The 20,005-nt window shown below is 71.7% G+C and carries 22 protein-coding genes; 5 read left to right on the top strand and 17 right to left on the bottom strand.

Features of this window, described 5'->3' with window-relative positions:
- The 5 genes from ACI379_RS17035 to ACI379_RS17015 form a co-directional block, all read right to left on the bottom strand.
- A partial coding sequence (locus ACI379_RS17035) for a hypothetical protein (RefSeq protein ID WP_439793329.1) occupies positions 1 to 185 on the bottom strand: 185 nt, incomplete at its 3' end.
- 69 nt (positions 186 to 254) lie between these two features.
- A complete protein-coding gene (thpR, locus tag ACI379_RS17030) occupies positions 255 to 821 on the bottom strand; it encodes an RNA 2',3'-cyclic phosphodiesterase (RefSeq protein ID WP_439793327.1) in 567 nt (188 codons plus the stop codon).
- 43 nt (positions 822 to 864) lie between these two features.
- The gene (locus tag ACI379_RS17025) at positions 865 to 1,599 is read right to left on the bottom strand and encodes a VIT1/CCC1 transporter family protein (protein WP_439793326.1); all 735 of its coding nucleotides are present in this window, start codon (positions 1,597 to 1,599) and stop codon (positions 865 to 867) included.
- 93 nt (positions 1,600 to 1,692) lie between these two features.
- Positions 1,693 to 2,631, bottom strand: coding sequence for a winged helix-turn-helix transcriptional regulator (locus tag ACI379_RS17020; protein ID WP_439793324.1), 939 nt, complete (start codon positions 2,629 to 2,631; stop codon positions 1,693 to 1,695).
- A gap of 159 nt (positions 2,632 to 2,790) precedes the next feature.
- On the bottom strand, positions 2,791 to 3,936 hold the full coding sequence (locus ACI379_RS17015; protein ID WP_439793323.1) for an acyl-CoA dehydrogenase family protein: 1,146 nt from the start codon (positions 3,934 to 3,936) through the stop codon (positions 2,791 to 2,793).
- A gap of 201 nt (positions 3,937 to 4,137) precedes the next feature.
- Between ACI379_RS17015 and ACI379_RS17010 the strand changes: the two genes are divergently transcribed.
- On the top strand, positions 4,138 to 5,907 hold the full coding sequence (locus tag ACI379_RS17010) for a sensor histidine kinase (RefSeq protein ID WP_439793322.1): 1,770 nt from the start codon (positions 4,138 to 4,140) through the stop codon (positions 5,905 to 5,907).
- Between the two features lie 6 nt (positions 5,908 to 5,913).
- Here ACI379_RS17010 and ACI379_RS17005 read toward each other — a convergent pair whose 3' ends face one another.
- The 4 genes from ACI379_RS17005 to ACI379_RS16990 all read right to left on the bottom strand — a co-directional run bounded on the left by ACI379_RS17005 (position 5,914) and on the right by ACI379_RS16990 (position 8,810).
- A complete protein-coding gene (locus ACI379_RS17005) occupies positions 5,914 to 6,606 on the bottom strand; it encodes an NAD-dependent deacylase (protein WP_439793321.1) in 693 nt (230 codons plus the stop codon).
- A gap of 9 nt (positions 6,607 to 6,615) precedes the next feature.
- Complete coding sequence (locus tag ACI379_RS17000) at positions 6,616 to 7,341, bottom strand: HNH endonuclease family protein (RefSeq protein ID WP_439793320.1); 726 nt, start codon at positions 7,339 to 7,341, stop codon at positions 6,616 to 6,618.
- Positions 7,342 to 7,385: 44 nt separating this feature from the next.
- Positions 7,386 to 8,045 (bottom strand): PaaI family thioesterase, encoded by a 660-nt coding sequence (locus ACI379_RS16995; RefSeq protein ID WP_439793319.1) that lies wholly within the window; start codon positions 8,043 to 8,045, stop codon positions 7,386 to 7,388.
- A 78-nt stretch (positions 8,046 to 8,123) separates the two neighbouring features.
- The gene (locus ACI379_RS16990) at positions 8,124 to 8,810 is read right to left on the bottom strand and encodes an NUDIX hydrolase (protein ID WP_439793318.1); all 687 of its coding nucleotides are present in this window, start codon (positions 8,808 to 8,810) and stop codon (positions 8,124 to 8,126) included.
- A 93-nt stretch (positions 8,811 to 8,903) separates the two neighbouring features.
- On the opposite strand from ACI379_RS16990, the gene ACI379_RS16985 reads away from it, so the two are divergent.
- Entirely contained in the window at positions 8,904 to 9,932 is a 1,029-nt protein-coding gene (locus tag ACI379_RS16985) for an SPFH domain-containing protein (protein ID WP_439793317.1), read from the top strand.
- A complete protein-coding gene (locus ACI379_RS16980; protein WP_439793316.1) occupies positions 9,929 to 10,804 on the top strand; it encodes a hypothetical protein in 876 nt (291 codons plus the stop codon). The genes ACI379_RS16985 and ACI379_RS16980 overlap by 4 nt, the downstream gene beginning before the upstream one ends.
- Before the next feature lie 15 nt (positions 10,805 to 10,819).
- Here ACI379_RS16980 and ACI379_RS16975 read toward each other — a convergent pair whose 3' ends face one another.
- A complete protein-coding gene (locus ACI379_RS16975) occupies positions 10,820 to 12,241 on the bottom strand; it encodes an NAD(P)/FAD-dependent oxidoreductase (RefSeq protein WP_439793314.1) in 1,422 nt (473 codons plus the stop codon).
- A 61-nt stretch (positions 12,242 to 12,302) separates the two neighbouring features.
- Positions 12,303 to 12,518, bottom strand: a complete 216-nt coding sequence (locus tag ACI379_RS16970) for a hypothetical protein (protein ID WP_439793312.1) — start codon at positions 12,516 to 12,518, stop codon at positions 12,303 to 12,305.
- Positions 12,519 to 12,647: 129 nt separating this feature from the next.
- On the opposite strand from ACI379_RS16970, the gene ACI379_RS16965 reads away from it, so the two are divergent.
- Complete coding sequence (locus tag ACI379_RS16965) at positions 12,648 to 13,805, top strand: Fic family protein (RefSeq protein ID WP_439793311.1); 1,158 nt, start codon at positions 12,648 to 12,650, stop codon at positions 13,803 to 13,805.
- Between the two features lie 61 nt (positions 13,806 to 13,866).
- Here the strand turns inward: ACI379_RS16965 and ACI379_RS16960 are convergent, their stop codons facing one another.
- The 3 genes from ACI379_RS16960 to ACI379_RS16950 form a co-directional block, all read right to left on the bottom strand.
- Positions 13,867 to 14,811 carry a 1,4-dihydroxy-2-naphthoyl-CoA synthase gene (locus ACI379_RS16960; RefSeq protein WP_439793310.1) on the bottom strand — a complete coding sequence of 315 codons (945 nt, stop codon included), beginning with the start codon at positions 14,809 to 14,811 and terminating at the stop codon, positions 13,867 to 13,869.
- 123 nt (positions 14,812 to 14,934) lie between these two features.
- The gene (locus tag ACI379_RS16955; RefSeq protein WP_439793308.1) at positions 14,935 to 15,414 is read right to left on the bottom strand and encodes a hypothetical protein; all 480 of its coding nucleotides are present in this window, start codon (positions 15,412 to 15,414) and stop codon (positions 14,935 to 14,937) included.
- Positions 15,414 to 16,481 (bottom strand): hypothetical protein, encoded by a 1,068-nt coding sequence (locus ACI379_RS16950; protein WP_439793307.1) that lies wholly within the window; start codon positions 16,479 to 16,481, stop codon positions 15,414 to 15,416. The genes ACI379_RS16955 and ACI379_RS16950 overlap by 1 nt, the downstream gene beginning before the upstream one ends.
- 106 nt (positions 16,482 to 16,587) lie before the next feature.
- Here ACI379_RS16950 and ACI379_RS16945 point away from each other — a divergent pair, with 106 nt between their 5' ends.
- Positions 16,588 to 17,025 carry a nitroreductase family deazaflavin-dependent oxidoreductase gene (locus ACI379_RS16945; protein ID WP_439793306.1) on the top strand — a complete coding sequence of 146 codons (438 nt, stop codon included), beginning with the start codon at positions 16,588 to 16,590 and terminating at the stop codon, positions 17,023 to 17,025.
- 45 nt (positions 17,026 to 17,070) lie between these two features.
- Here ACI379_RS16945 and ACI379_RS16940 read toward each other — a convergent pair whose 3' ends face one another.
- The 3 genes from ACI379_RS16940 to ACI379_RS16930 form a co-directional block, all read right to left on the bottom strand.
- On the bottom strand, positions 17,071 to 17,508 hold the full coding sequence (locus ACI379_RS16940) for a hypothetical protein (RefSeq protein WP_439793305.1): 438 nt from the start codon (positions 17,506 to 17,508) through the stop codon (positions 17,071 to 17,073).
- Positions 17,508 to 18,575, bottom strand: coding sequence for a hypothetical protein (locus tag ACI379_RS16935; RefSeq protein ID WP_439793304.1), 1,068 nt, complete (start codon positions 18,573 to 18,575; stop codon positions 17,508 to 17,510). Before ACI379_RS16935 ends, ACI379_RS16940 begins: the two co-directional genes overlap by 1 nt.
- A gap of 124 nt (positions 18,576 to 18,699) precedes the next feature.
- Entirely contained in the window at positions 18,700 to 19,905 is a 1,206-nt protein-coding gene (locus tag ACI379_RS16930) for a glycosyltransferase (RefSeq protein ID WP_439793303.1), read from the bottom strand.
- Positions 19,906 to 20,005 lie beyond the last annotated feature (100 nt).

The following is a 20,005-nucleotide window of genomic DNA, read 5'->3' as shown; positions in this document are numbered from 1 at the left end:
ACCATTGTGGGCGCGGCGCTCGTGGGCGCGGAGGTCGGTTCCCGGTCGTGGGTCTTCCCTCCCGCGCAGCCGACGAGCACGAGGGCGGGGACGAGCGCGAGGGCCGGGACGAGCGCGAGCGCCGGGACGCGCGTGCGTGGGGCGGCCCACCGCGGGACGGCGGACAGGGTGGGGCGCTGGACCATCGTGACCTCCTGGGATGCGACTCCTGCCGCTTGGGACGACCCGATGGCAGCGAGGGTTCCGTCGGCAGGTCACCCCAGCGGGTACTCCTCCAGCACCTCGTACCGAGGACGGCCCCGCGGCCCCTCGCCCAAGTGCGACTCGACCAGCGCGAGGGCCCCGACCCTCCAGGCGGGCCCTCGGTATGCGTCGAGCAGCTGCACCCAGCGGGTCAGCTCCGTCGGTCGGCCGCAGCGGGCGACGGTCAGGTGCGGGCGGAACCGTTGTCCGTCCACGACCACGCCGGTCCGGTTGGCGGCGGCCCGCGCCCCCTCCGCGGCACGGCGCAGCTCGAGCGCGCCCGCCTCCTCGGCCAGCTCCAACCCGGCCCACAGCACCCGCGCCCCGGCCACGTGCGGGAAGGCGCCGCCCCCGGCGATCCGTACGTCCACCGGCCGCCGCCGGGCGGCCGCGCGCGCGAGGCGTTCGCCGAGCTCGTCGAGCTGGTACTCCGCGACCTCTCCCAGGAACGCGAAGGTCAGGTGGACCTGCTCGGGCGCGGTCCACCGGAAGGGCGCCGCGTCCCGGCGCGGCTCCAGGAACCGGTCGAGATCGTCGAGCGCGTCGTCGGGCGGGATGGCAGCCACGAAACACCGCATGACGTCATCGTCGCGCGCCGCCCCGACGCGCTGCCACCCAGTTTCAGACGATGTGCGTGCCGAAGAGCATGCCGATGACGTACGTGACGCCCATGGCGAGCAGGCCCCCTGTCACGTTGCGCAGCACCGCTCGCGGCTTGTTGCTGAAGCCCAGCTGGGCGCTGATCGCGCCCGTCACCGCGAGGGCGACGGCCACGACCACGACCGTCAGTGGCACCCGGACCGAGGCCGGCAGCAGCGCCAGCACCAGCAGCGGCACCAGGGCGCCCACCGTGAACGCCACCAGCGACGCCCACGCGGCGTGCCACGGGTTCGTCAGCTCGTCCGGGTCGATCCCGAACTCGACCTCCGCGTGGGCACGCAACGCGTCGTGCTCGGTGAGCTCCTCGGCGACCCGGCGCGCCGTCTCCGCGCTCAGCCCCTTCTCCTCGTACATGGTGACCAGCTCGTCGAACTCCGTCTCCGGCATCCGCTCCAGCTCGGTCGCCTCCAGCTTGAGGATCGAGCGCTCGGAGTCGCGCTGGGTGCTCACCGACACGTACTCGCCGGCGGCCATGCTGATCGCGCCGGCCGTCAGCGCGGCCACGCCGGCCAGCAGGATCGCGCCCTCGTCCGAGGTCGCGCCGGCGACACCCATGACCACGCCGGCGGTCGAGACGATGCCGTCGTTGGCGCCCAGCACGGCGGCCCGCAGCCAGTTGAGGCGGGACCCCACCGGTGCGTCCACGTCGTCGTGCCAGTGCTGCGGCTCCTCGTCGGTGCCGATCTCGAAGCTCATGGGGCCATCGTGGACGAGAACCGGGGGCCGGACAAGGTTGGCAAGGCTGCCCTCCGTCGGTCCGGTCCGGTCGGGGCGGGACGGCGGCGTACGTCAGTCGACGGGACGACGGCGTACGTCGATGTCGCCCGGCAGCACCACGTGGCGGCAGTGCCGGCACACCACCCGGGGCAGGAACTCGGTGCCGCACGGTGCGTGCGTCTGCTCCAGGGCGGGCCCCTCCGGAGCGACGTACCAGCGCTGCGCCCACGCGATCGCCAGCACCACCACCGGGTGGAACGCCCACCCCTTGTCGGTGAGCTCGTACGTGGTGCGGTGGTCGGCCCCCGACTCGTTCTGCGTCATCACGCCCTGGTTGACGAACTGGTGCAGCCGCGCCGACACCACCACCGGTGGCGCCCCCAGAGCGATCTCGAAGTCCGCGTACCGGTCCAGCCCCATGAAGGCCGCGCCCAGCAGCGAGGCCGACCACCGGTTGCCGAACAGGCTCATCGACTCCGGGTACAGACCCGCCTCCGTCGTCACCCGCGGCCCTGTCCACCGGCGCCGGCTGCTGCCCTCCGGGACGGAGCGCGCCCACGCACCACTGGGGCCGAAGCCGACCCGGATCGACTGGCGGCGCAACGGCTCGAGGCACGCGTGGCAGGTGATCGACGGCGACAGGGGCTCGCCACAACTGCGGTGCCGGATGTCGTCGAGCACCGCGGCCCGCCCCGGCAGCCACTGGCGCTCCCAGTCCCAGATCCCGATCAGCATCCCCCACAGGGAGACCAGCTTGTTCGTCGGCGCGTACGTCCCGTCGGACGCGCGGTGCAGCATGTCCTCGCTCTCGAGGCGGTTCAGCCGGGTCGTCAGCACCGCGTCGGTGATCGGCAGCCGCTCGCCGAAGTCCTGGCGCCGGCGCGCTCCGAGCAGCGCCTCGTTCACCAGCAGCAGCGTCCACTCGTCGCCCAGGACCCCGAGCATCTTGCCGACGGCATTCGTCCCCCCTGACCTGAGCCGCGTGGGCTTCACCTCGGGGACCGGATCCACGTCATCGACCCTACGCCGAACCGACGGACCGCGCAGGCGGTGTGCCCGACGGGGCGCGACGTACCGGGAGAACGTTTCGCGAGGCGGTCCGGGGGCGAGGTCCGGGGAGAGCGACGCCCCGTACGCGCGGGGCGTACGGGGCGTCTCAGAGGGTGAGGGTCACAACCCCAGATCACGCCCGATGAGCATCTTCATGATCTCGTTGGACCCGGCCCAGATCTTCGTCACGCGGGCGTCGCGCCAGGCGCGGGCCACGCGGTACTCGTTCATGTAGCCGTACCCGCCGTGGATCTGCACGCAGTGGTCGAGGATCTCGCTCTGGACCTGGCTGGTCCACCACTTCGCCTTGGCGGCGTCGACGGCGGTCAGCTCGCCCTTGCTGTGGGCCAGCACGCACTGGTCGACGTACGCCTGGGCGACCTCGGCCTTGGTGACCAGCTCGGCGAGCAGGAACTGCGTGTTCTGGAACTTGCCGATCGGCTGCCCGAACGCCTGACGGTCCTTGGCGTACTGGACCGTCTCGTCGAGGATCTGGCGCGCGTGCGCCAGGTTGGTGACGGCCGAGCCGAGCCGCTCCTGCGGCAGGAACTGCATCATCGAGATGAAGCCGGTGTCGAGCGGGCCCACCAGGTCGGCGTCGGAGACGCGGACGTTGGTGAAGGAGAGCTCGGCGGTGTCGGAGTCGTCCTGGCCGACCTTGTCGAGGACGCGACCCACGGCGAAGCCGTCGAGCGTGGTGTCGACGGCGAACAGCGAGATGCCCTTCGCCTTCTTCTCCGGAGCGGTGCGCGCGGCGACCAGCACGATGTCGGCCGAACCGCCGTTGGTGATGAACGTCTTGGAGCCGTTGATGACCCAGCCGTCGCCGTCCTTGACCGCGGTGGTCTTCAGGTTGGCGAGGTCCGAGCCGCCGCCCGGCTCCGTCATGCCGATCGCGGTGAGGATCTCGCCGGAGGCGGCCTTGGGCAGCCAGCGCGCCTTCTGCTCGTCGTTGGTGAGGTGCACCAGGTACGGGACCGTGATGTCGGCGTGGATGCCGAGGCACGACGGGAGCGTCATGTTGACCTTGGCGAGCTCCTCGGTGAGCACCGCGTTGAAGCGGTAGTCGCCGGCCTCGGAGCCGCCGAACGCCTCCGGGATCTCCAGACCCAGGAACCCCTGCGCACCGGCTGCGAGCCAGAAATCGCGGGTCAGGCCGTGGTTCTTCTCGTACGTCTCGAGGTTGGGAATGACCTCGCGGTCCAGGAATTCCTTCACCGAGGCGCGGAAGGCCTCGTGGTCCTCGTCGTAGATCTCGCGCTTCATGCCCGCGATGTTACCCACGGGTCACCAACCGTGGGGAGCCTTCGTGGACGTGATGTTCGACCGGTCCGCCCGGGACCGCCCACGCCACGGCAGCGCCGGCGCGCCCGAGGTGGTCTCACCCGTGTGGGCATCTGCCCACGCTTCCGGTGAATGGCCAGTAACGTTGGGCTTCCCCGGTATCTGTGGAAATGAGGGGGTGGCATGAGCGTCGACACACCGTCCGAGCACGGCGACGACGCTTCCGCCCTCCCCCGCCCGCGGTCCAGCTCGTGGGGCAGGGCCACCGACCGCGCCGTCCTGCAGGCGGTCGCGGAGGACCTCACGCGACGCTCGGGGTTCAAGGTCTGCGCGATCGAGGTGCTGCGCACCGACCAGATGCTCGAGTTCGTGGCCATCGCCGGCAGCCCCGGTGGTTCGGAGCGGCTCCTGGGTCAGGGATCGCCGCTGGAGTCGATGCAGGTCGTCTTCAACGCCGGCCAGCACGCGCACGGGTGGGTCTTCGTCGCTGGCGACACGCTCGACGACTACACCCGTGACGTCATGGCCGAGTACGGACACCGCCCCGAGCTCGTCCCGTCCGACTCCACCGACGCGTGGCTGCCCGAGGACATGCTGTTCACCTGCCTGCTCGGCGTCGGCGGCGACCTGCGCGCCGTGCTGTACCTCGACGAGCCGTACGACGGCCTGCGTCCCTCGCTGGACCGCGTCGCCGAGCTGCAGGCCGAGGTGGCGCTGGCGCTGGACTCCGTCGTCAACATCGTCGAGCGCGAGACCTTCGGCGAGCAGGTACGCATGGCTGAGGCCGCCCGCCGCGTCATCCAGGAGGCCCGCTCCCGCGTCGGCGTGGAGGAGCTCCTCACCCTCGTGGCGGAGGAGCTGCCCGCCGGGTTCAACGCGCTCCGGGTCGGCGTCACCCTCACCGGGGAGCCGCCCGAGGGGTGGGACGACATGGCGCGGGCCATGCAGGACAGCTTCCGCCGGATCTGGGAGGACGGCACCGAGCTGATCGTCGACCCCGACCGCCTGTGGGGCGACGACGACTTCGCGGAGAAGTACGGCGACCAGCTGCGCTCCATGCTCGGGGCGTACGGCATCACCTCGTCGGTGATGATCCCCATCGGCATCGGCGGCGAGTTCCTCGGCGTGCTCTCCATGGCCCGCGGCGAGGGGATGCCGCCGTGGACCGACAGCGAGATCCGCGGCGGACGGGCCGTGGCTGGCGACATCGCCGGCGCGCTCGTCGACGCCCGGTCCGTGCAGCGCGAGAAGGAGCTCAACGCGCAGCTCGTGGCCCTCGACGAGTACCGCCGCTCGATGATCCGCACCATCGCCCACGAGCTGCAGAACCCCGTCGGCGTGCTCACCGGCCACCTCGACCTGGTCGGCATGATCGCGATGCCCGACATGGCGGACCGGTCGCTGGCGGCGATGGGGCGCGCCGCGGACCGCATCGAGTCCATGGCGCAGAACCTGGTCACCCTGGGGCGCATCACCGACGCCGAGCAGCCCAAGATCGAGGTTGAGATCCACCTCAGCGCGCTCGTGCACGAGGTGCTCGACTTCGTGGCCGTCCTGGCCGAGTCGGGCGGCGTCACGCTCACGGGCAGCATCGCCGAGGAGCAGGTGGTCGTCGGGGACCCGACCGAGCTGCACCGCCTGGTGTCGAACCTCGTCTCCAACGCGATCAAGTACACGCCCAAGGGCGGGAGCGTCGAGGTCACGCTGGCCCCCGGGGACGACGCGGTCACGTTCCGGTGCGCCGACACCGGGATCGGGCTGTCGGAGGAGGACCGGGTGAGGATCTTCGAGCCCTTCTTCCGCTCCGACCACGAGTCCGCTCGCGAGAAGCCGGGCACCGGTCTGGGCCTGGCGATCGTGCAGCAGGTGGTGGAGCGTCACGGCGGCACCATCAGCGTCGAGTCCGACCTGGGCGTCGGCACCACCTTCGTGGTGGAGCTGCCGTACTCCTGACCCGGGTCAGTCCCGCGGCAGGCCGGCGAGCACCTCATCGACCCACGCCGGCACCAGCTCGGTCGCCGGACCGCGGCGCGACTGCGTGAAGTCCTCCGAGGCCGCCGACTCGTCGAGGTTGAGCTCCAGGGTCCGGCCGCGCGCCCAGTGCACGAACGCTGCGGCCGGGTAGACCACGGCCGAGGTGCCGATCGCGACGAAGAGGTCGGCCTCGTGCAGCGCCGCCTCGATCACCTCCATGCCGTACGGAACCTCACCGAACCAGACGATGTCGGGCCGCAGGTGCGACCCCTCGCAGCTGGGGCAGGCGGGTTCGTGGCCCAGCGGGTCGTGCCACACGTGCCGGTCGTCGCAGGCGGTGCACCAGGCGGAGCGGAGCTCGCCGTGCATGTGGTGCACGCGCGCCGAACCCGCCCGCTCGTGCAGGTCGTCGACGTTCTGGGTGACGAGGTAGAGGTCGTCGCCGATCGCGGCCTCAAGGCGGGCCAGCGCCAGGTGCGCGGCGTTGGGCTGCGCGGCCTCCAGCGCCCGCCGGCGCTCGTCGTAGAAGCGGTGCACCAGGGCAGGGTCCGCCTCGAACGCCTCCGGGGTGGCGACCTCCATGGGGTCGTACCCCTCCCACAGGCCGTCGGAGTCGCGGAACGTGGCGATGCCGCTCTCGGCCGAGATGCCGGCGCCGGTGAGCACAACGATCTTCATGGCCCGAACCTAACCCGGCCCGCCAGCGGTCGTGCCTGGGCAGCGGTGGACCATCTCCTGCAGCGCCCGTCGCTCGCTGTCGTCGACGCCGAGCCGCCAGGCGTGCTTCACCGCGATCCACCGCAGCGCGTACGTGCACTGGTACGCCTTGCGCGGCCGCCACGCAGCCGGGTCGTCGTCCCCCTTCCCGGCGTTGGTGGGCCCGTCGACCGCGAGCAGCACGGCCAGGTCGTTGGCGTGACGCTCGCGGCGGCGCTCGGGCCAGGCGTACGCGCCGGAGCGCCACGCCTCGGCGAGCGGCACCACGTGGTCGATCTGCACACCCTGGGCCTGGCGGGGGTCCTTGAGGTCGTCGAAGGTGAGGGTCCGACCGGTGTACGGGTCCTCCCAGCTGCCCGCCAGCACGTCGTGGTCGCAGGCGCCCTGGGAGGCCGTGACCGCCGAACCGGGGACGGCGTCGCGCAGCAGGACGTCGTCGCGCTGGTTGCAGCCGTTGCCGTCAGTGTCGCGCCACGCGGCACCGAAGGCGTTCCGGTCGTACGGCGGGACCGCCGGGTCGTTGCGCGGGACGGCGCGCAGGTCCGCCAGCCACGCCGCAGCCCGGGCCGCCGGGGGCAGGTCGGCCGGCGGCGCCACGGAGGGTTCGTCGTGGGCGACCGGGCCGCAACCGGCCAGCAGGGCGCACGCCAGCGCCGCCCCCAGCCGCCCAGCCAGCCACCTCCTGCCACGTCCCACGTGCGGCAGCGTGCCACGCGGGTCCGACAGGCGCCGGAGTTCGGCTACTTCGGGCGCGGCAGGTGCCCCTGGATGAACAGCGCCTCCGCGGAGACGAGGAGCTCGCCGTCGTGCTCGAGGTACGCCTCGCACCAGATCTTGCGGCCCTCCACCCTGGTCTGCAGCGCACGCACGGTGAGCGGCACGAACAGCGGGGTGGGGCGCTTGTAGTTGAGGGTGAGGCGTGCCGTCATGCCGCCGATCCCGGCCCAGCCGTTCGCGAAGCCGAGGGCGTGGTCGAGCATCAGGGCCGAGATGCCGCCGTGCGCCATGCCGGGCTGCCCCTGGTAGGCGATGCCGAGTGTCACCTCGCCCCGTACCGAGCCGTCGGCCAGGCCGTGGACGACCAGCGGGGGAGCGACCGGGTTCTGCGGGCCGGTGGCCGGGTCGTGCCGCGGACGGTCGCGCCACATCTCGCGCATCCGCTCGTCCTCGGCGGGCCGGTGGGCGTCGACCTCGTCGGCCAGTGACTGCAGCTGCTTGGTGAGCGTGTCCAGGTCGTACGGCGTGGACTCGCCCAGGCGCAGCAGAGAGTCGGACAGGCGGCGTACGGCCGCGGCCGCCGCGTCGAGTCCGTCGGGCCGCGGCTCGGAGGTGAGCGTCCGTGGCACCGGGCCCCCGTCGTCGAGGCGCTGGGACTCGCGGAAGTCGGAGGGGTCGCTCATGCTGGCACGGTAGGCGCTGGAGGAACGCTGCGGGAGCGCGTTTCCGCTGGTGGGGACCGTGGGCCCGGCCGGGCGGGGTCAGCGCAGCAGCGGCGGGTGCAAGGTGGTGGCGTGGCCGAGACGGTGCAGCCGGGCGGGACGCCCGCCGTCGCGGGTCGTGGTGGCTCCGGTGTCCTCCAGGAACCCGTCGGTTCCGGTGACCTTGCGGTGGAAGTTGCGGGGGTCCAGCGTGGTGCCCCACACGACCTCGTACACGTGCCGCAGCTCGGTGATGGTGAACTCGGCTGGGCAGAACGCGGTGGCCAGCGGGGTGTACTCGAGCTTGCTGCGGGCCCGCTCCACGCCGTCGCGAAGGATCTGCGCGTGGTCGAACGCGAGGGCGTCGGGGTCGGCGAGCGGCTCCTCGACCGGGTGCCAGCGGGCGTCGGCGGCGTCGCTGCCGGCGACCGGGGCGGGCAGGTCGGCGGCCAGGGCGACGTGGGCCACGGTGACCGTCCGCATCCGCGGGTCGCGGTCGGGTGCGCCGTACGAGGCCAGCTGCTCGAGGTGGAAGTGGCTGGCGTCGACGCCGGTCTCCTCCAGGAGCTCGCGGGCGGCGGCGTCGCGGAGGCCCTCGTCGGGCAGCACGAAGCCGCCCGGCAGGGCCCACCTCCCCGCGTACGGCTCCTCCCCGCGGCGCACGGTGAGGACCTGGAGCGCGTCGTCGCGCACGGTCAGCACGACGAGGTCGACGGTGACGGCGAAGGGCGGGTGCTCGGTGGTCACGGCCACACCCTACCCGCTTAACGTCACCTTGACGATTAATGGTCCACGGGGTTAGCGTCATAGTGACATTAACGACGAGTGAAGGAGAGACCGATGGCTGACATCGCCCGCTACCCCGTGGTCCGGCACCTGCGGGGGTCGCGCACCACCCACGTCGAGCAGATCCGCAACGGCCGCACCGTGCGCGCCGGCGTCGGGGCCTCGTTCTGGTTCCGCCCGCTGACCGCGGTGCTCAACGAGGTCCCCGTCGACGACCGGGAGCTGCCGCTGCTCTTCCACGCCCGCACCAGCGACTTCCAGGCCGTGACCGTGCAGGCCACGGTGACGTACCGGTTCGTCGACCCGGCCACGGCCGCCGGTCGCATCGACTTCTCGATCGACCCCGACTCGGGTCGGTGGCGGGCCACCCCGCTGGAGCAGGTCGCCGGCCTGCTGGTCGAGACCGCCCAGCAGTACGCGATCGACATGCTCGCCACCGTCGACCTGACCACCGCAATGGCAGGCGGCGTCGGCCCCGTCCGCACCGTCATCGCCAGCGGGCTGGCCGGTGACGAGCGCCTGGCGGCGACCGGGATCGCGGTCGTCGGGGTGCGGGTGGTCGCGCTGCGGCCCGAGCCGGAGGTCGAGAAGGCGCTGCGCACGCCCACCCGCGAGCAGGTCCAGGCCGAGGCCGACCGGGCCACGTTCGAGCGGCGCGCGGTCGCCGTCGAGCGGGAGCGCGCCATTGGCGAGAACGAGCTGCAGACGCAGATCGAGCTGGCCAGGCGCGAGGAGCAGCTGGTCAGCCAGCGGGGCGCCAACGCGCGGCGCGAGGCTCAGGAAAGGGCGGCGGCCGGCACGATCGCCGCCGAGGCGGAGGCGCGTCGTACGGTCACGCTCGCCGAGGCTCGGGCCGAGGGCACCCGCCTGGCGGGCGTCGCCGACGGCGACGCGGAAGCCGCGAAGGTGGCGGCGTACCGCGACGTGTCGGACGCGGTGCTGCTGGCGCTGGCGGTGCGCGAGCTGGCGGCCAACCTGCCCCAGATCGAGACGCTGGTGCTGAGCCCCGACCTGGTCACCCGGGCGCTGGCGCAGCTCGGCGCTGGCGGCCGCGACGACGGTGCGGAGAAGGTGTCGGCATGAGCCTGACGCCCAGGGTGGTGCTGGTGCACCGCCGTACCGAGTACGACGAGCTGCTCGCCACGCACGGCACCCGCGGGCAGGCGGAGTTCTTCCTCCGTACGCGCGGTCGCGACATCGCCGAGCTGGAGGAGCGCCACCTGCTCACCCGACGCGCCGTCGACGCCGCCAACGCGGCCGTCCCGCTGGACTGGCGGCGTGGCAGCGTGGAGCGCGAGGACGTCTCGCGGTTCCTGTTCGGCCCCGACGACGTGGTCGTCGTGGTCGGGCAGGACGGGCTGGTCGCCAACGTCGCCAAGTACCTCGACGGCCAGCCCGTGATCGGGATCGACCCCGAGCCCGGCCGCAACGCGGGCGTCCTGGTGACGCACGCGGCCCGCGACCTCCCCGACCTGCTGCGGGGCACCGACCGGGTGGTGGAGCGGACTATGGTGCGGGCCGACCTCGACGACGGCCAGCGGCTGCTCGCCCTCAACGAGATCTACGTCGGCCACCCCAGCCACCAGACCGCCCGGTACGAGCTCGGGGCCGGCGCGGCCCGCGAGGTGCAGGCGTCGTCGGGGGTGATCGTGGCGACGGGGACGGGGGCGAGCGGCTGGTGCCGGTCGGTGGCGCTCGAGCGGGGGTCGGCGCTGGCGATGCCCGGCCCTGCCGACGAGCGGCTCGTGTGGTTCGTACGGGAGGCGTGGCCCTCGCCCGCGACGGGCACGACCCTGACGGAGGGCGAGCTGCGCGGGGACGACCTGGCGCTGACGGTCACCTCGGACCGGCTGGTCGCGTTCGGGGACGGCATCGAGGCCGACGCGTTGACGTTGACGTGGGGTCAGACCGTACGGCTGGGGCGGGCGCCCGGGGCCCTGCGCCTGGTGGTCTGAGCCCGGTCCTGCGGTTCAGGAGTCGAAGCCGAGGCCCAGCGAGTCGAGCGTGCGCAGCCACAGGTTGCGCTTCCCGGCGCGGTGGTCGGCGCGGTCCATCGCCCACCGCGTGGTCTGGATGCCCACCGACGCGATCGGTTCGGGCGGGAACGGCACCGGCATCCGCCGGACCATCTCCAGCCTGGTGCGCTCAGTGTCCGCGCCCTCGAGCTTGTCGAGCATCACCTCGGCCCCGAAGCGGGTGGCGCCGACGCCGAGGCCGGTGAACCCGGCGGCGTGCGCGACGCGGCCGTTCATCGCGAGCGGGTAGTAGGCGCAGAAGCGCGTGGAGGTGTCGATCGCTCCGGCCCACTGGTGGCTGAACCGGATCCCCTCCAGCTGCGGGAACGTGGTGAGGAAGTGCTGGGCGAGCAGCCGGTACGTCGCCGGGCGCTGCTCGTAGGTGGGTCGGATCTTGCGGCCGAAGTGGTAGACCGCGTCGTACCCGCCCCACAGGACCCGGTTGTCGGCCGAGAGCCGGTAGTAGTGGAACTGGTTGGCGAGGTCCCCGACGCCCTCGCGGCCCTCCCACCCGATCGAGGCGAGCTGCTCGGGGGTGAGCGGCTCGGTCATGAGCGCGTAGTCGTACACAGGGACGGTGTGCATCCGGTACCGCGCCAGCAGGCTCGGGAAGACGTTGGTGGCCAGCGCGACCCGGTGGGCGGTGATCGTCGCGCGCGGGGTGCTGACGCGGACCGGGCCGGTGCGGCCGTCAGCGTCGATGCCGGTGGCACGGGTGTGCTCGAAGATCTCGACGCCCGCCTCGCGCGCGGCCCGGGCCAGCTCGTACGCCAGCTTGGCCGGGTGGACCAGCGCGACGTCGGGGTCGTGGACGGCGGCGAGGTACGTGGGGGAGTCGAGACGGGCGCGGGTGGCGGCGGCGTCGAGGACCTCAGCGCCGCTGGCGCGCAGGTCGGCGACCTGGTGCGGTTCGAGGGCGACGTCGAGCTCGCCGGTCCGCTCGTAGTCGACGTCGAGGCCGTAGCGCGCGACGGTGGCCTCGATGGCGTCGAGGTTGGCCAGGCCGAGGCGTTCGAGGGTGTCGTACTCCTCGGGCCAGCGGCTGCGGCCGTTCTCCTCGCCGTGGGTGATGCTGGCCGCGCAGAAGCCGCCGTTGCGTCCCGAGGCGGCCCAACCGATCTCCTCGGCCTCGATGAGGACGACGCGTCGATCGGGCTCGCGCTCCTTGGCGACCAGGGCCGTCCACAGGCCGCAGTAGCCGCCGCCGACGACGAGCAGGTCGGTGTCGAGGTTGCCGGTCAGCGGTGGGTGGGTGGCGTCGCGGCGGGCGTCGTCGATCCAGAAGCAGCCGTCGCGGGTGCCGGCCAGGGCGTGCTCGACCGCGGCGCTGTTGGCCGGCGTACGGGAGAAGACGGTGCCGGGTGCGGCGGGGCTCACGGGATCACCCTCGCCGAAGTCGGCGGCCGCCGCCAGTGGATCGGGGGAACCGGTCGGTCACTCAGGCGGGCGGTTGCTGCGGCGGGTACGGCTGCGGCGGGTACGGCTGCTGGGGCCCGGCCGGGTGCTCGGGCTTGCGGCGCCCGACGACGAAGGCGGTGATCCCGACGCCGAGGCCGCCCAGGACGAGCGCGAGTCCGGCGCTGGAGGCCTGGCGTGCCGAGGTGGTGCGCCGCGACCCGGACGCGCCCACCCGGGTGCCTCCCGCGCGGCCCACGATCGCGATGGGACGGGGTTGGGTCAGTAGGACGCGGAGCCCATGAGGGAGGCTGTCACTTTGTCACTTAATAAGTGACAAAGTGACGTGGTGTTCGTATGCTCGGCACTTAATAAAGGACATACGGACATGACAACGCTCTTCACCACGCCAGACCCAGACCTCGAGGACCAGCAGGTCATCGCCGAGATCCACGCCTTCCGAGCCTCGCTCGCGGCGTTCCTTCGGGTGCCCAAGCGTTGGAACGGTCTCCTTCGGCGCACGACGACAGCCCGAGCGATCCAGGGCTCAAACACCATCGAGGGCTACACGGTCAGCGATGAGGACGCCGTCGCCGCGGTCGACGACGAGCCGCCGCTCAGCGCAGACGAGGCCACCTGGCTGGAGATCCTCGCGTACCGGAGGGTGCTGACGTACGTGCTCAACGTGGCGACCGAGCCCGGCTTCGAGATCAACGAAGCAGTCCTTCGGTCCATGCACTTCATGCTGCTCGACCACGAGCTCGCGAAGACGCCAGGGCGCTACCGCACCAGGGAGACCTTCGTGCGCGACGACAGGCGTGGCGTCAACGTCTACGAAGGACCCGACGGCGATCTTGTCCCTGAGCTCATGCGCGCCCTGTCGCAGGCCCTTGCCAAGCCCAGCGCTGACGACCCGCTGGTGCGGGGAGCCATGGCGCACCTGAACCTCGTGATGATCCACCCGTTCCGTGACGGTAACGGGCGCATGGCCCGAGCGCTCCAGACGATGGTGCTGGCACAGGACCAGGTCGTCGAACCGACCTTCTCCAGTATCGAGGAGTGGCTGGGCAACAACACGCAGGAGTACTACGACGTCCTCGCAGCGACTGGCTGCGGCGCATGGCGCCCAGAGAACGATGCGACGCTGTGGGTGAAGTTCAACCTCCGGGCGCACCACATGCAGGCTCAGACGATGCGGCGTCGTTTCGACGAGGCCGAGACCCAGTGGCGCGAGATCGATGAGCTCATGGGTGAGAACCGGTTGAACGACCGGATCGGCGCCGCCCTCTTCGACGCACTGCTCGGGCTGAGGGTGACTCGGCCGTCGTACGTGAAACTCACTGAGCTCGACGAACGCACCGCAACCAGAGATCTCGTGAACGCTGCTGAGCTCGGCCTCCTGGAGGCCCGCGGCGAGCGACGCGGTCGCCACTACGTGGCCGGTGAACCGCTGCGGCAGATCCAGGAGCGATTGCGCGCGGCCAGGAAGCCGCTCGCGGACCCGTACCCGACCCTGCTTGGAGAGATCCGACGGACGCTGCCGTAAGCACCAGCACAGCGAACCGTCGGATCCTCGTGCCCCCTCTGACCTGCGCGAACGCCCCTGATCAGTAGTACCAGGGGTACGGGCTCCAGTCGGGCTCGCGCTTCTCCAGGAACTGGTCGCGACCCTCTTGGGCCTCGTCGGTCATGTACGCCAGGCGGGTGGTCTCGCCGGCGAAGAGCTGCTGGCCGACCAGGCCGTCGTCGAGGAGGTTGAAGGAGTACTTGAGCATGCGCTGGGCGGTGGGGGACTTGCCGTTGATCTTGCGGCCCCACTCCAGCGCCTCCTTCTCCAGGAGCGCGTGGTCGACGACGCGGTTGACCGCGCCCATCTGGTACATCGTCTCGGCGTCGTACTCGTCGCCGAGGAAGAAGATCTCGCGGGCGAACTTCTGGCCCACCTGGCGTGCCAGGTACGCCGAGCCGTACCCGCCGTCGAAGGAGCCCACGTCGGCGTCGGTCTGCTTGAAGCGGGCGTGCTCGCGGCTCGCCAGCGTCAGGTCCGCGACGGCGTGCAGGGAGTGGCCGCCGCCGGCCGCCCAGCCGGGGACCACGCAGATGACGACCTTCGGCATGAACCGGATCAGGCGCTGGCACTCCAGGATGTGCAGCCGCGCCAGCTTGGCCTTGTCGATCGCGGACGGCTCCTCGGCGCCGGTGTCGTCCTGGCCGATCGTCTTGTCCTCGTACTGGTAGCCGGCCTTGCCGCGGATGCGCTGGTCGCCGCCGGTGCAGAACGCCCACTTGCCGTTCTTCGCCGACGGGCCGTTGCCGGTGAGGATGACGCAGCCGACGTCGGCGCTGGTGCGCGCGTGCTCGAGCGTGCGCAGCAGCTCGTCGACCGTGTTGGGCCGGAACGCGTTGAGCACGTCGGGGCGGTCGAACGCGATGCGGACCGTGCCGTGGGCCTTCGCCCGGTGGTACGTCAGGTCCGTCAGGTCGTCGAAGCCGGGGACCTCGTCCCAGTCGGCCGGGTCGAAGATCTCGCTCACACCGTCGATCGCGCTCATGGGCCGCAGGCTACCGGGGTGCCCGTCCCGGCAGCCGTGCCCGGTACGTAGACGGACAGGAGAACCGCGCTATCCGGCGACCTCCCGGCCGCAGGGGGCGCGTCGTTCCTGTCTGGCTACGGGTCAGTTCTCCTCGTCGCTCTCGCCAGCCTCGCCGCGCACGTACGCCCCGGGATCGCGCTCGTACTCGGCGCGCTCGGCCTCGCCCACCGCACGGACCTGCTCCAGCAGCCCGCTCTCGCGCAGCCGGTCCACGGTCGCCTGCATCATCGCCTGTCCGGCGGCCCGGAACGCCGGGTGCCGCAGCACCTCCACGCGGGACGCCTCACCGCGCCGGTACGCCGCCACCAGGTCCTGCAGGTCGGGGTCGTCCGAGGTCGCCGCGACCTGGTCGATGACGTCCTCGTCGGGTCGGGCGTCGTCCCCGGCCCGCTCGTCGATCTGCACCTTGGCGTCCGCGAGTCCCTTGAGGACCCCCGGCAGCCGCGACTGGGCGTGCTCCAACGCCTGGGCCACGTCGTCGGGGAGCTCGGCCGCGTCAGGGTTGCGGCGCGGCAGGTCGAACGGGACCCGCGGCTCGTGCGGCCACCCCTTCCGGCCCATCACGGACCGTCCACGTCGATGGGGTCCATCGCCTTGGCGTCGTCGGGGAAGTTGATCGACCGGTGCCCGGCCAGCTGCGAGAACGCCATGCCCATCAGCCCGGCCAGCATCATGCAGACGTCGATGAACATCATGAAGAGACCGATGCCGGTCATGATCTTGCCGATGATCTCGCCGAGCCCCTTGCGCAGGAACAGCTGGATGAACTCGATGGGCTTGGTGAGGATCTTGTTGAGGCTCATCACCAGGTCGATCAGCGCGTCGGTGAGCGACAGCAGCGAGTCGAAGGCGATCCGCAGCGACTTGGAGTAGCCGCCGATGCGGTTGAGGACACCGTTGACGGCCGTGTTGTGGTCGGACAGCACGTCGTCGTACTCGGAGAACCACGCGAACGTCGCGTTGGCCGCGTTGCCGCTCCACGTCTTGTCGACCATCTTCATGCTGGCCGCCATCTCACGGCGCGCCTTGCTCCAGTAGTCCCCGATGGTGTCGAGCGCCGTCAGACACTTGCCCATCTGGTCGTAGTCGCCCTGGAAGTTCTCCTTGATGGCGTCGGTCGGGCTCGGCAGCCCCACCACCCCCAGGACGTCGAAGAGCCACTGGAACTCGAGGATGTAGTCGACGCCGTCGCGGATCGCGAGCCACTCCTCCCAGTCCTCGAACGCCGACGACGGGGTCGGGAACAGCGAGTAGAACTCGCTCATGTCGATGCCCGCGGTCTCGCCCCAGGTGTCCATCCCGCGGGGGCGGTCGTACTCCCAGTCCGACGGCATCGTGGCGTCGAAGCCGGCCGCCCGCGTCTTGTCGACGTTGGTGTAGTCGAGAGCCATCTCCTTCAGGGCGCCGCCGGCCTTGTCGAAGATCGGCTTCGCCTTGTCCGTGTAGTCGTTGCACAGGGTCTCGCGCATCGAGTCGATCTCGCCCTGGAACTGGCTGAACAGCGTGGAGTCGCCGTTGACGTGGGCGTACACGGCCAGGTGGTTCGTGAGCAGGTGCACGGTGCCGCTGAGCTGGGCAACCTGGGTGCCGCCTGAGGTCAGGTCGGCAGGCTTCACTTCGAACGACATCGATTCCCCCTTGACGCGTCGGTGTCGCGTTGGCTGATTCCCACGGACGGGTCCCGCGAAACCCCGCGACGGGAATGCGCGGCGCCGGGGCCAGCGTTCCACCTCCATGGCACTCGAAGGAACGTACGTCCCGTCCAGCCAGCAGTGGGTCCGTGACCAGGTCGCCGAGTACGAGGCGTCCGGCGGCACCCGCGCCACCACCCTCCCCGACGGCGCACCCGTCGTCGTCATCACCTCGGTGGGGTCGAGGTCCGGCAACCTCCGCAAGAACCCGGTGATGCGGGTCGAGCGCGACGGCTCGTACCTGGCCGTGGCCTCCAAGGGTGGCGCCGACGACAACCCCTCCTGGTACGCCAACTTCGTCGCGCACCCGACCGTCGAGCTCCAGGACGGCCCGGACAAGCACACGTACGCCGCCCGGCTGCTGTCCGGCGACGAGCGCGCCGACTGGTGGCAGCACGCGGTGGCCACCTGGGGCACCTACGCGGAGTACCAGACCAAGACTGACCGGGAGATCCCGCTCTTCCTGCTCGAGCGCGCCTGAGCGGTCCGTTCGTCGAGCCTGTCGAGACGTCTGATCTCGACGGGCTCAACCAGCGGTGGGCTCCTCGTCCGAGCCGTACCCCTCGGGGTCGGCCCGGTACTCCTCGTACGCGCCCGCCCACCGCTCGCGCAGCTGCTCGCCCACTGACGGGTCGGCGGCCACCTCGCCCATCAGGTCACGCACCGCCTGACGTGCGTTGCGCAGGTACGCCGGGTGCCGCAGCGCCTCGTCCCGGCTGACGTCGCCGCGGCGCACGGCCTGCACCAGCTCGTCCAGCTCGGGGTCGCGGGAACGCCGGGCCAACGACACCAACGCGTCCTGGCCCGCACCGGGCGCGTCCTTCGCCGACGGCACCTGCATCTGGGTGGCCCGCCGCACCATCTGCTGGGCCCGGTCCAGCATGGCGCGCACGTCGGCGGGCACCTCGCCGGCCCCGGACCGGGGCAGGTCGAAGGGGGTCTCCGGGTCGCGCGGCCAGCCCATCAGGGACCGTCCACGTCGGAGGGCTCGAGCGCGGGCACGTCGTCGGGGAAGGCGATCTCGCCGTGCCCGGCCAGCTGCGAGAACAGCATCGACAGCAGCCCGCCGATCAGCAGGCCGATGTCGAGGAGCAGCAGGATGGCGTCGATGAAGATGAAGATCTTCTTCAGGACCATCTTGGCCGCGCCCCGCAGGAGCCACTCCAGCACGTCGGCCCACGAGTGCGGGAAGCCCGACAGCCCCGTCACGAACTCCATCAGCCGCTGCAGCGCGTCGCAGATGGAGTCGATCACCATCCGCAGCCCCATCGCGTACCCGTGCATCCGCGTGTACACGCCGTTCACGTCCCGGGCGTGCTCGCCGAGGATGTTGTCGTAGTCGGTGAACCAGGCGAAGGTCGCGTTGGCGGCGTTGCCGCTCCACGTCTCGTCCACGTGGTGCATGCTCGCGGCCATCTCGCGGCGGACCTTGGACCAGAAGTCGGACATCTGGGCCATCGCGCCCATGCAGCGGCCCATCGAGTCGTAGTCGCCCTGCAGCCACTCGGTGACCATGTCGGTCATGTTGGGCACCCCGACCAGCCCGAGCCAGTCGAACAGCCAGTCCCACCCGAGGATGGTGTCCAGGCCCTTGCGCATCGCCATGAACTCCTCCCACTCCGCGAAGGAGGAGGTGGGGTCGCCGAGCATGGCGGTGAACTCGGCCAGGTCGACGCCGGGCGTCTCACCCCACGAGTCCATCCCGTACGGCCGGTCGTACTCCCAGTCGTCCGGCATCGCCGCGTCGTAGCCGGCCGCCTGCGCCCGGTCGACGCCGTCGTAGTCGCGAGCCATCTGCTCCAGCGCGCCGCCGGCGGAGGTGAAGATCGGCCCGGCCTTCGAGTCGTAGTCGTCCACGAGGACGGCGCGCTTCTCGTCGATCTCGCCCTTGAACAACCCGAACAGCTTCGAGTCGCCGTTGATGCGCATGTACGTGTCCAGGTAGGTCGACGCCAGCGGCATCGCCCCGGCGAGGGCCTTGACCTGCTGGCCGGCGGCGTCGACGTCGGCCGGTACGACTTCGAATGACATGGCTTCCTCTCACGGACGGTTCGCCGTGGGCCTACCCCCGCCCCGGCGCGCGGCAAACGTGCCGCCGAGCCGGGTACGCGGGGGAGCGGAGGAAGTCTGCGGAAACGTTGGGGGACCGGTGTCCTCAGGCCGAGCCGGCGGGGGCGGGGGTCAGCAGGCCCGCCAGCGCGTCCGCGGCTGCCGGGGCCCCACCGCACGAGGCGAGGTCGTCGGCCATCCGGCGCGCCCCGGAGCGCAGCTCCTCGTCGGCGAGCGTGCGCGCGATCGCGTCCCGCAGGTCGCCCGGCTTCACCCGGGCGAACTTCACGCGTACGCCGGCACCGGCCCGCTCGACCTGGTCGGCCACGACCGGCTGGTCGTCGCGGATCGGCGCCACCACCAGCGGCAGCCCGTTGGCCAACGACTCGCAGACCGTGTTGTGACCGCCGTGGGAGACCACCGCGGACGCCCGGCGCAGCACCGCGAGCTGCGGGATCCAGCGGCGTACGAGCACGTTGGGCGGGGGGTCGGGGACGAATTCGTCGGAGGTCACGAAGACCCCCTGCCAGCCGGTGCCGGCGAACGCCTCCGCCGCCACCTGCCAGAAGCGGGCGCCCGCGCTCGCGTTGAGGGTGCCCAGCGACACCAGCACCAGCGGCTTGCCGGGGTCGACGAGGTGCCAGTCGAAGTCGTCCTCCTCCGGGCGGCCGAGGGCCGAGGGACCCACGAACGCGACCGGCGCCCCGCTGGTCACGTCCTCCAGGCCGTCGCCGACCAGGGCCCGCGACGTGTACGCCAGGATCAGGTGCTCCGAGAGCCGCAGGTCGCCGCGCTCGGCGATCTCGACGGGCACGTCGTGGGCCAGCTGGATCCCCACCCGGGCCCGGTGCATCGACTCGGCCACCTTCGGCAGCCCCGAGAGCGGGTCCACGATCTCCGCCGACGTGGTCGCGGACGTCACCCACGGCATCTGCCGCCGTCGGCCCACCAGCGCCCCGGCCCACGTCTGCTGGTCGGAGACCAGCACGTCCGCGCCGAACCGCTCCACCGCGGCGTCGACGCCGGCCACCATCGCGTGGCACATCGGCGTCAGCACCTCCTCGGTGAGGAACTTGTACGCCGCCGCGCCGCGCACGTCCGGGCGCCGCTCGGTCCGGGTCGCGACCTCCGCCGCGTACTCCTGGGTCGCCGCGGGCAGGAACCGTGCCCCGCCCGGCAGCATCTGCTGGAGCAGGCCCGGCAGCCCGGTCCACGCCACCTCGTGCCCGCGCGCCGCCAGCTCGGCGGCGACCGGGATGGTCGGGTTCACGTGGCCGGTGAACGGCGGCACGACGAAGAGGAAACGCCCCATGCTCAGGCCTTCGTGCCCGCCGCGTCGTCGAGGACGTGGGCGTGCTCGGCCTTGAGCTGGTTGAGGGCCTCCAGCGTCTCCACCGCGCCCTTGGTGCCCA

It is taken from the genome of Nocardioides sp. (genome assembly GCF_051876515.1).
Taxonomy (GTDB): Bacteria; Actinomycetota; Actinomycetes; order Propionibacteriales; family Nocardioidaceae; genus Nocardioides.
This window is presented reverse-complemented; position numbering and strand designations above follow the sequence as displayed.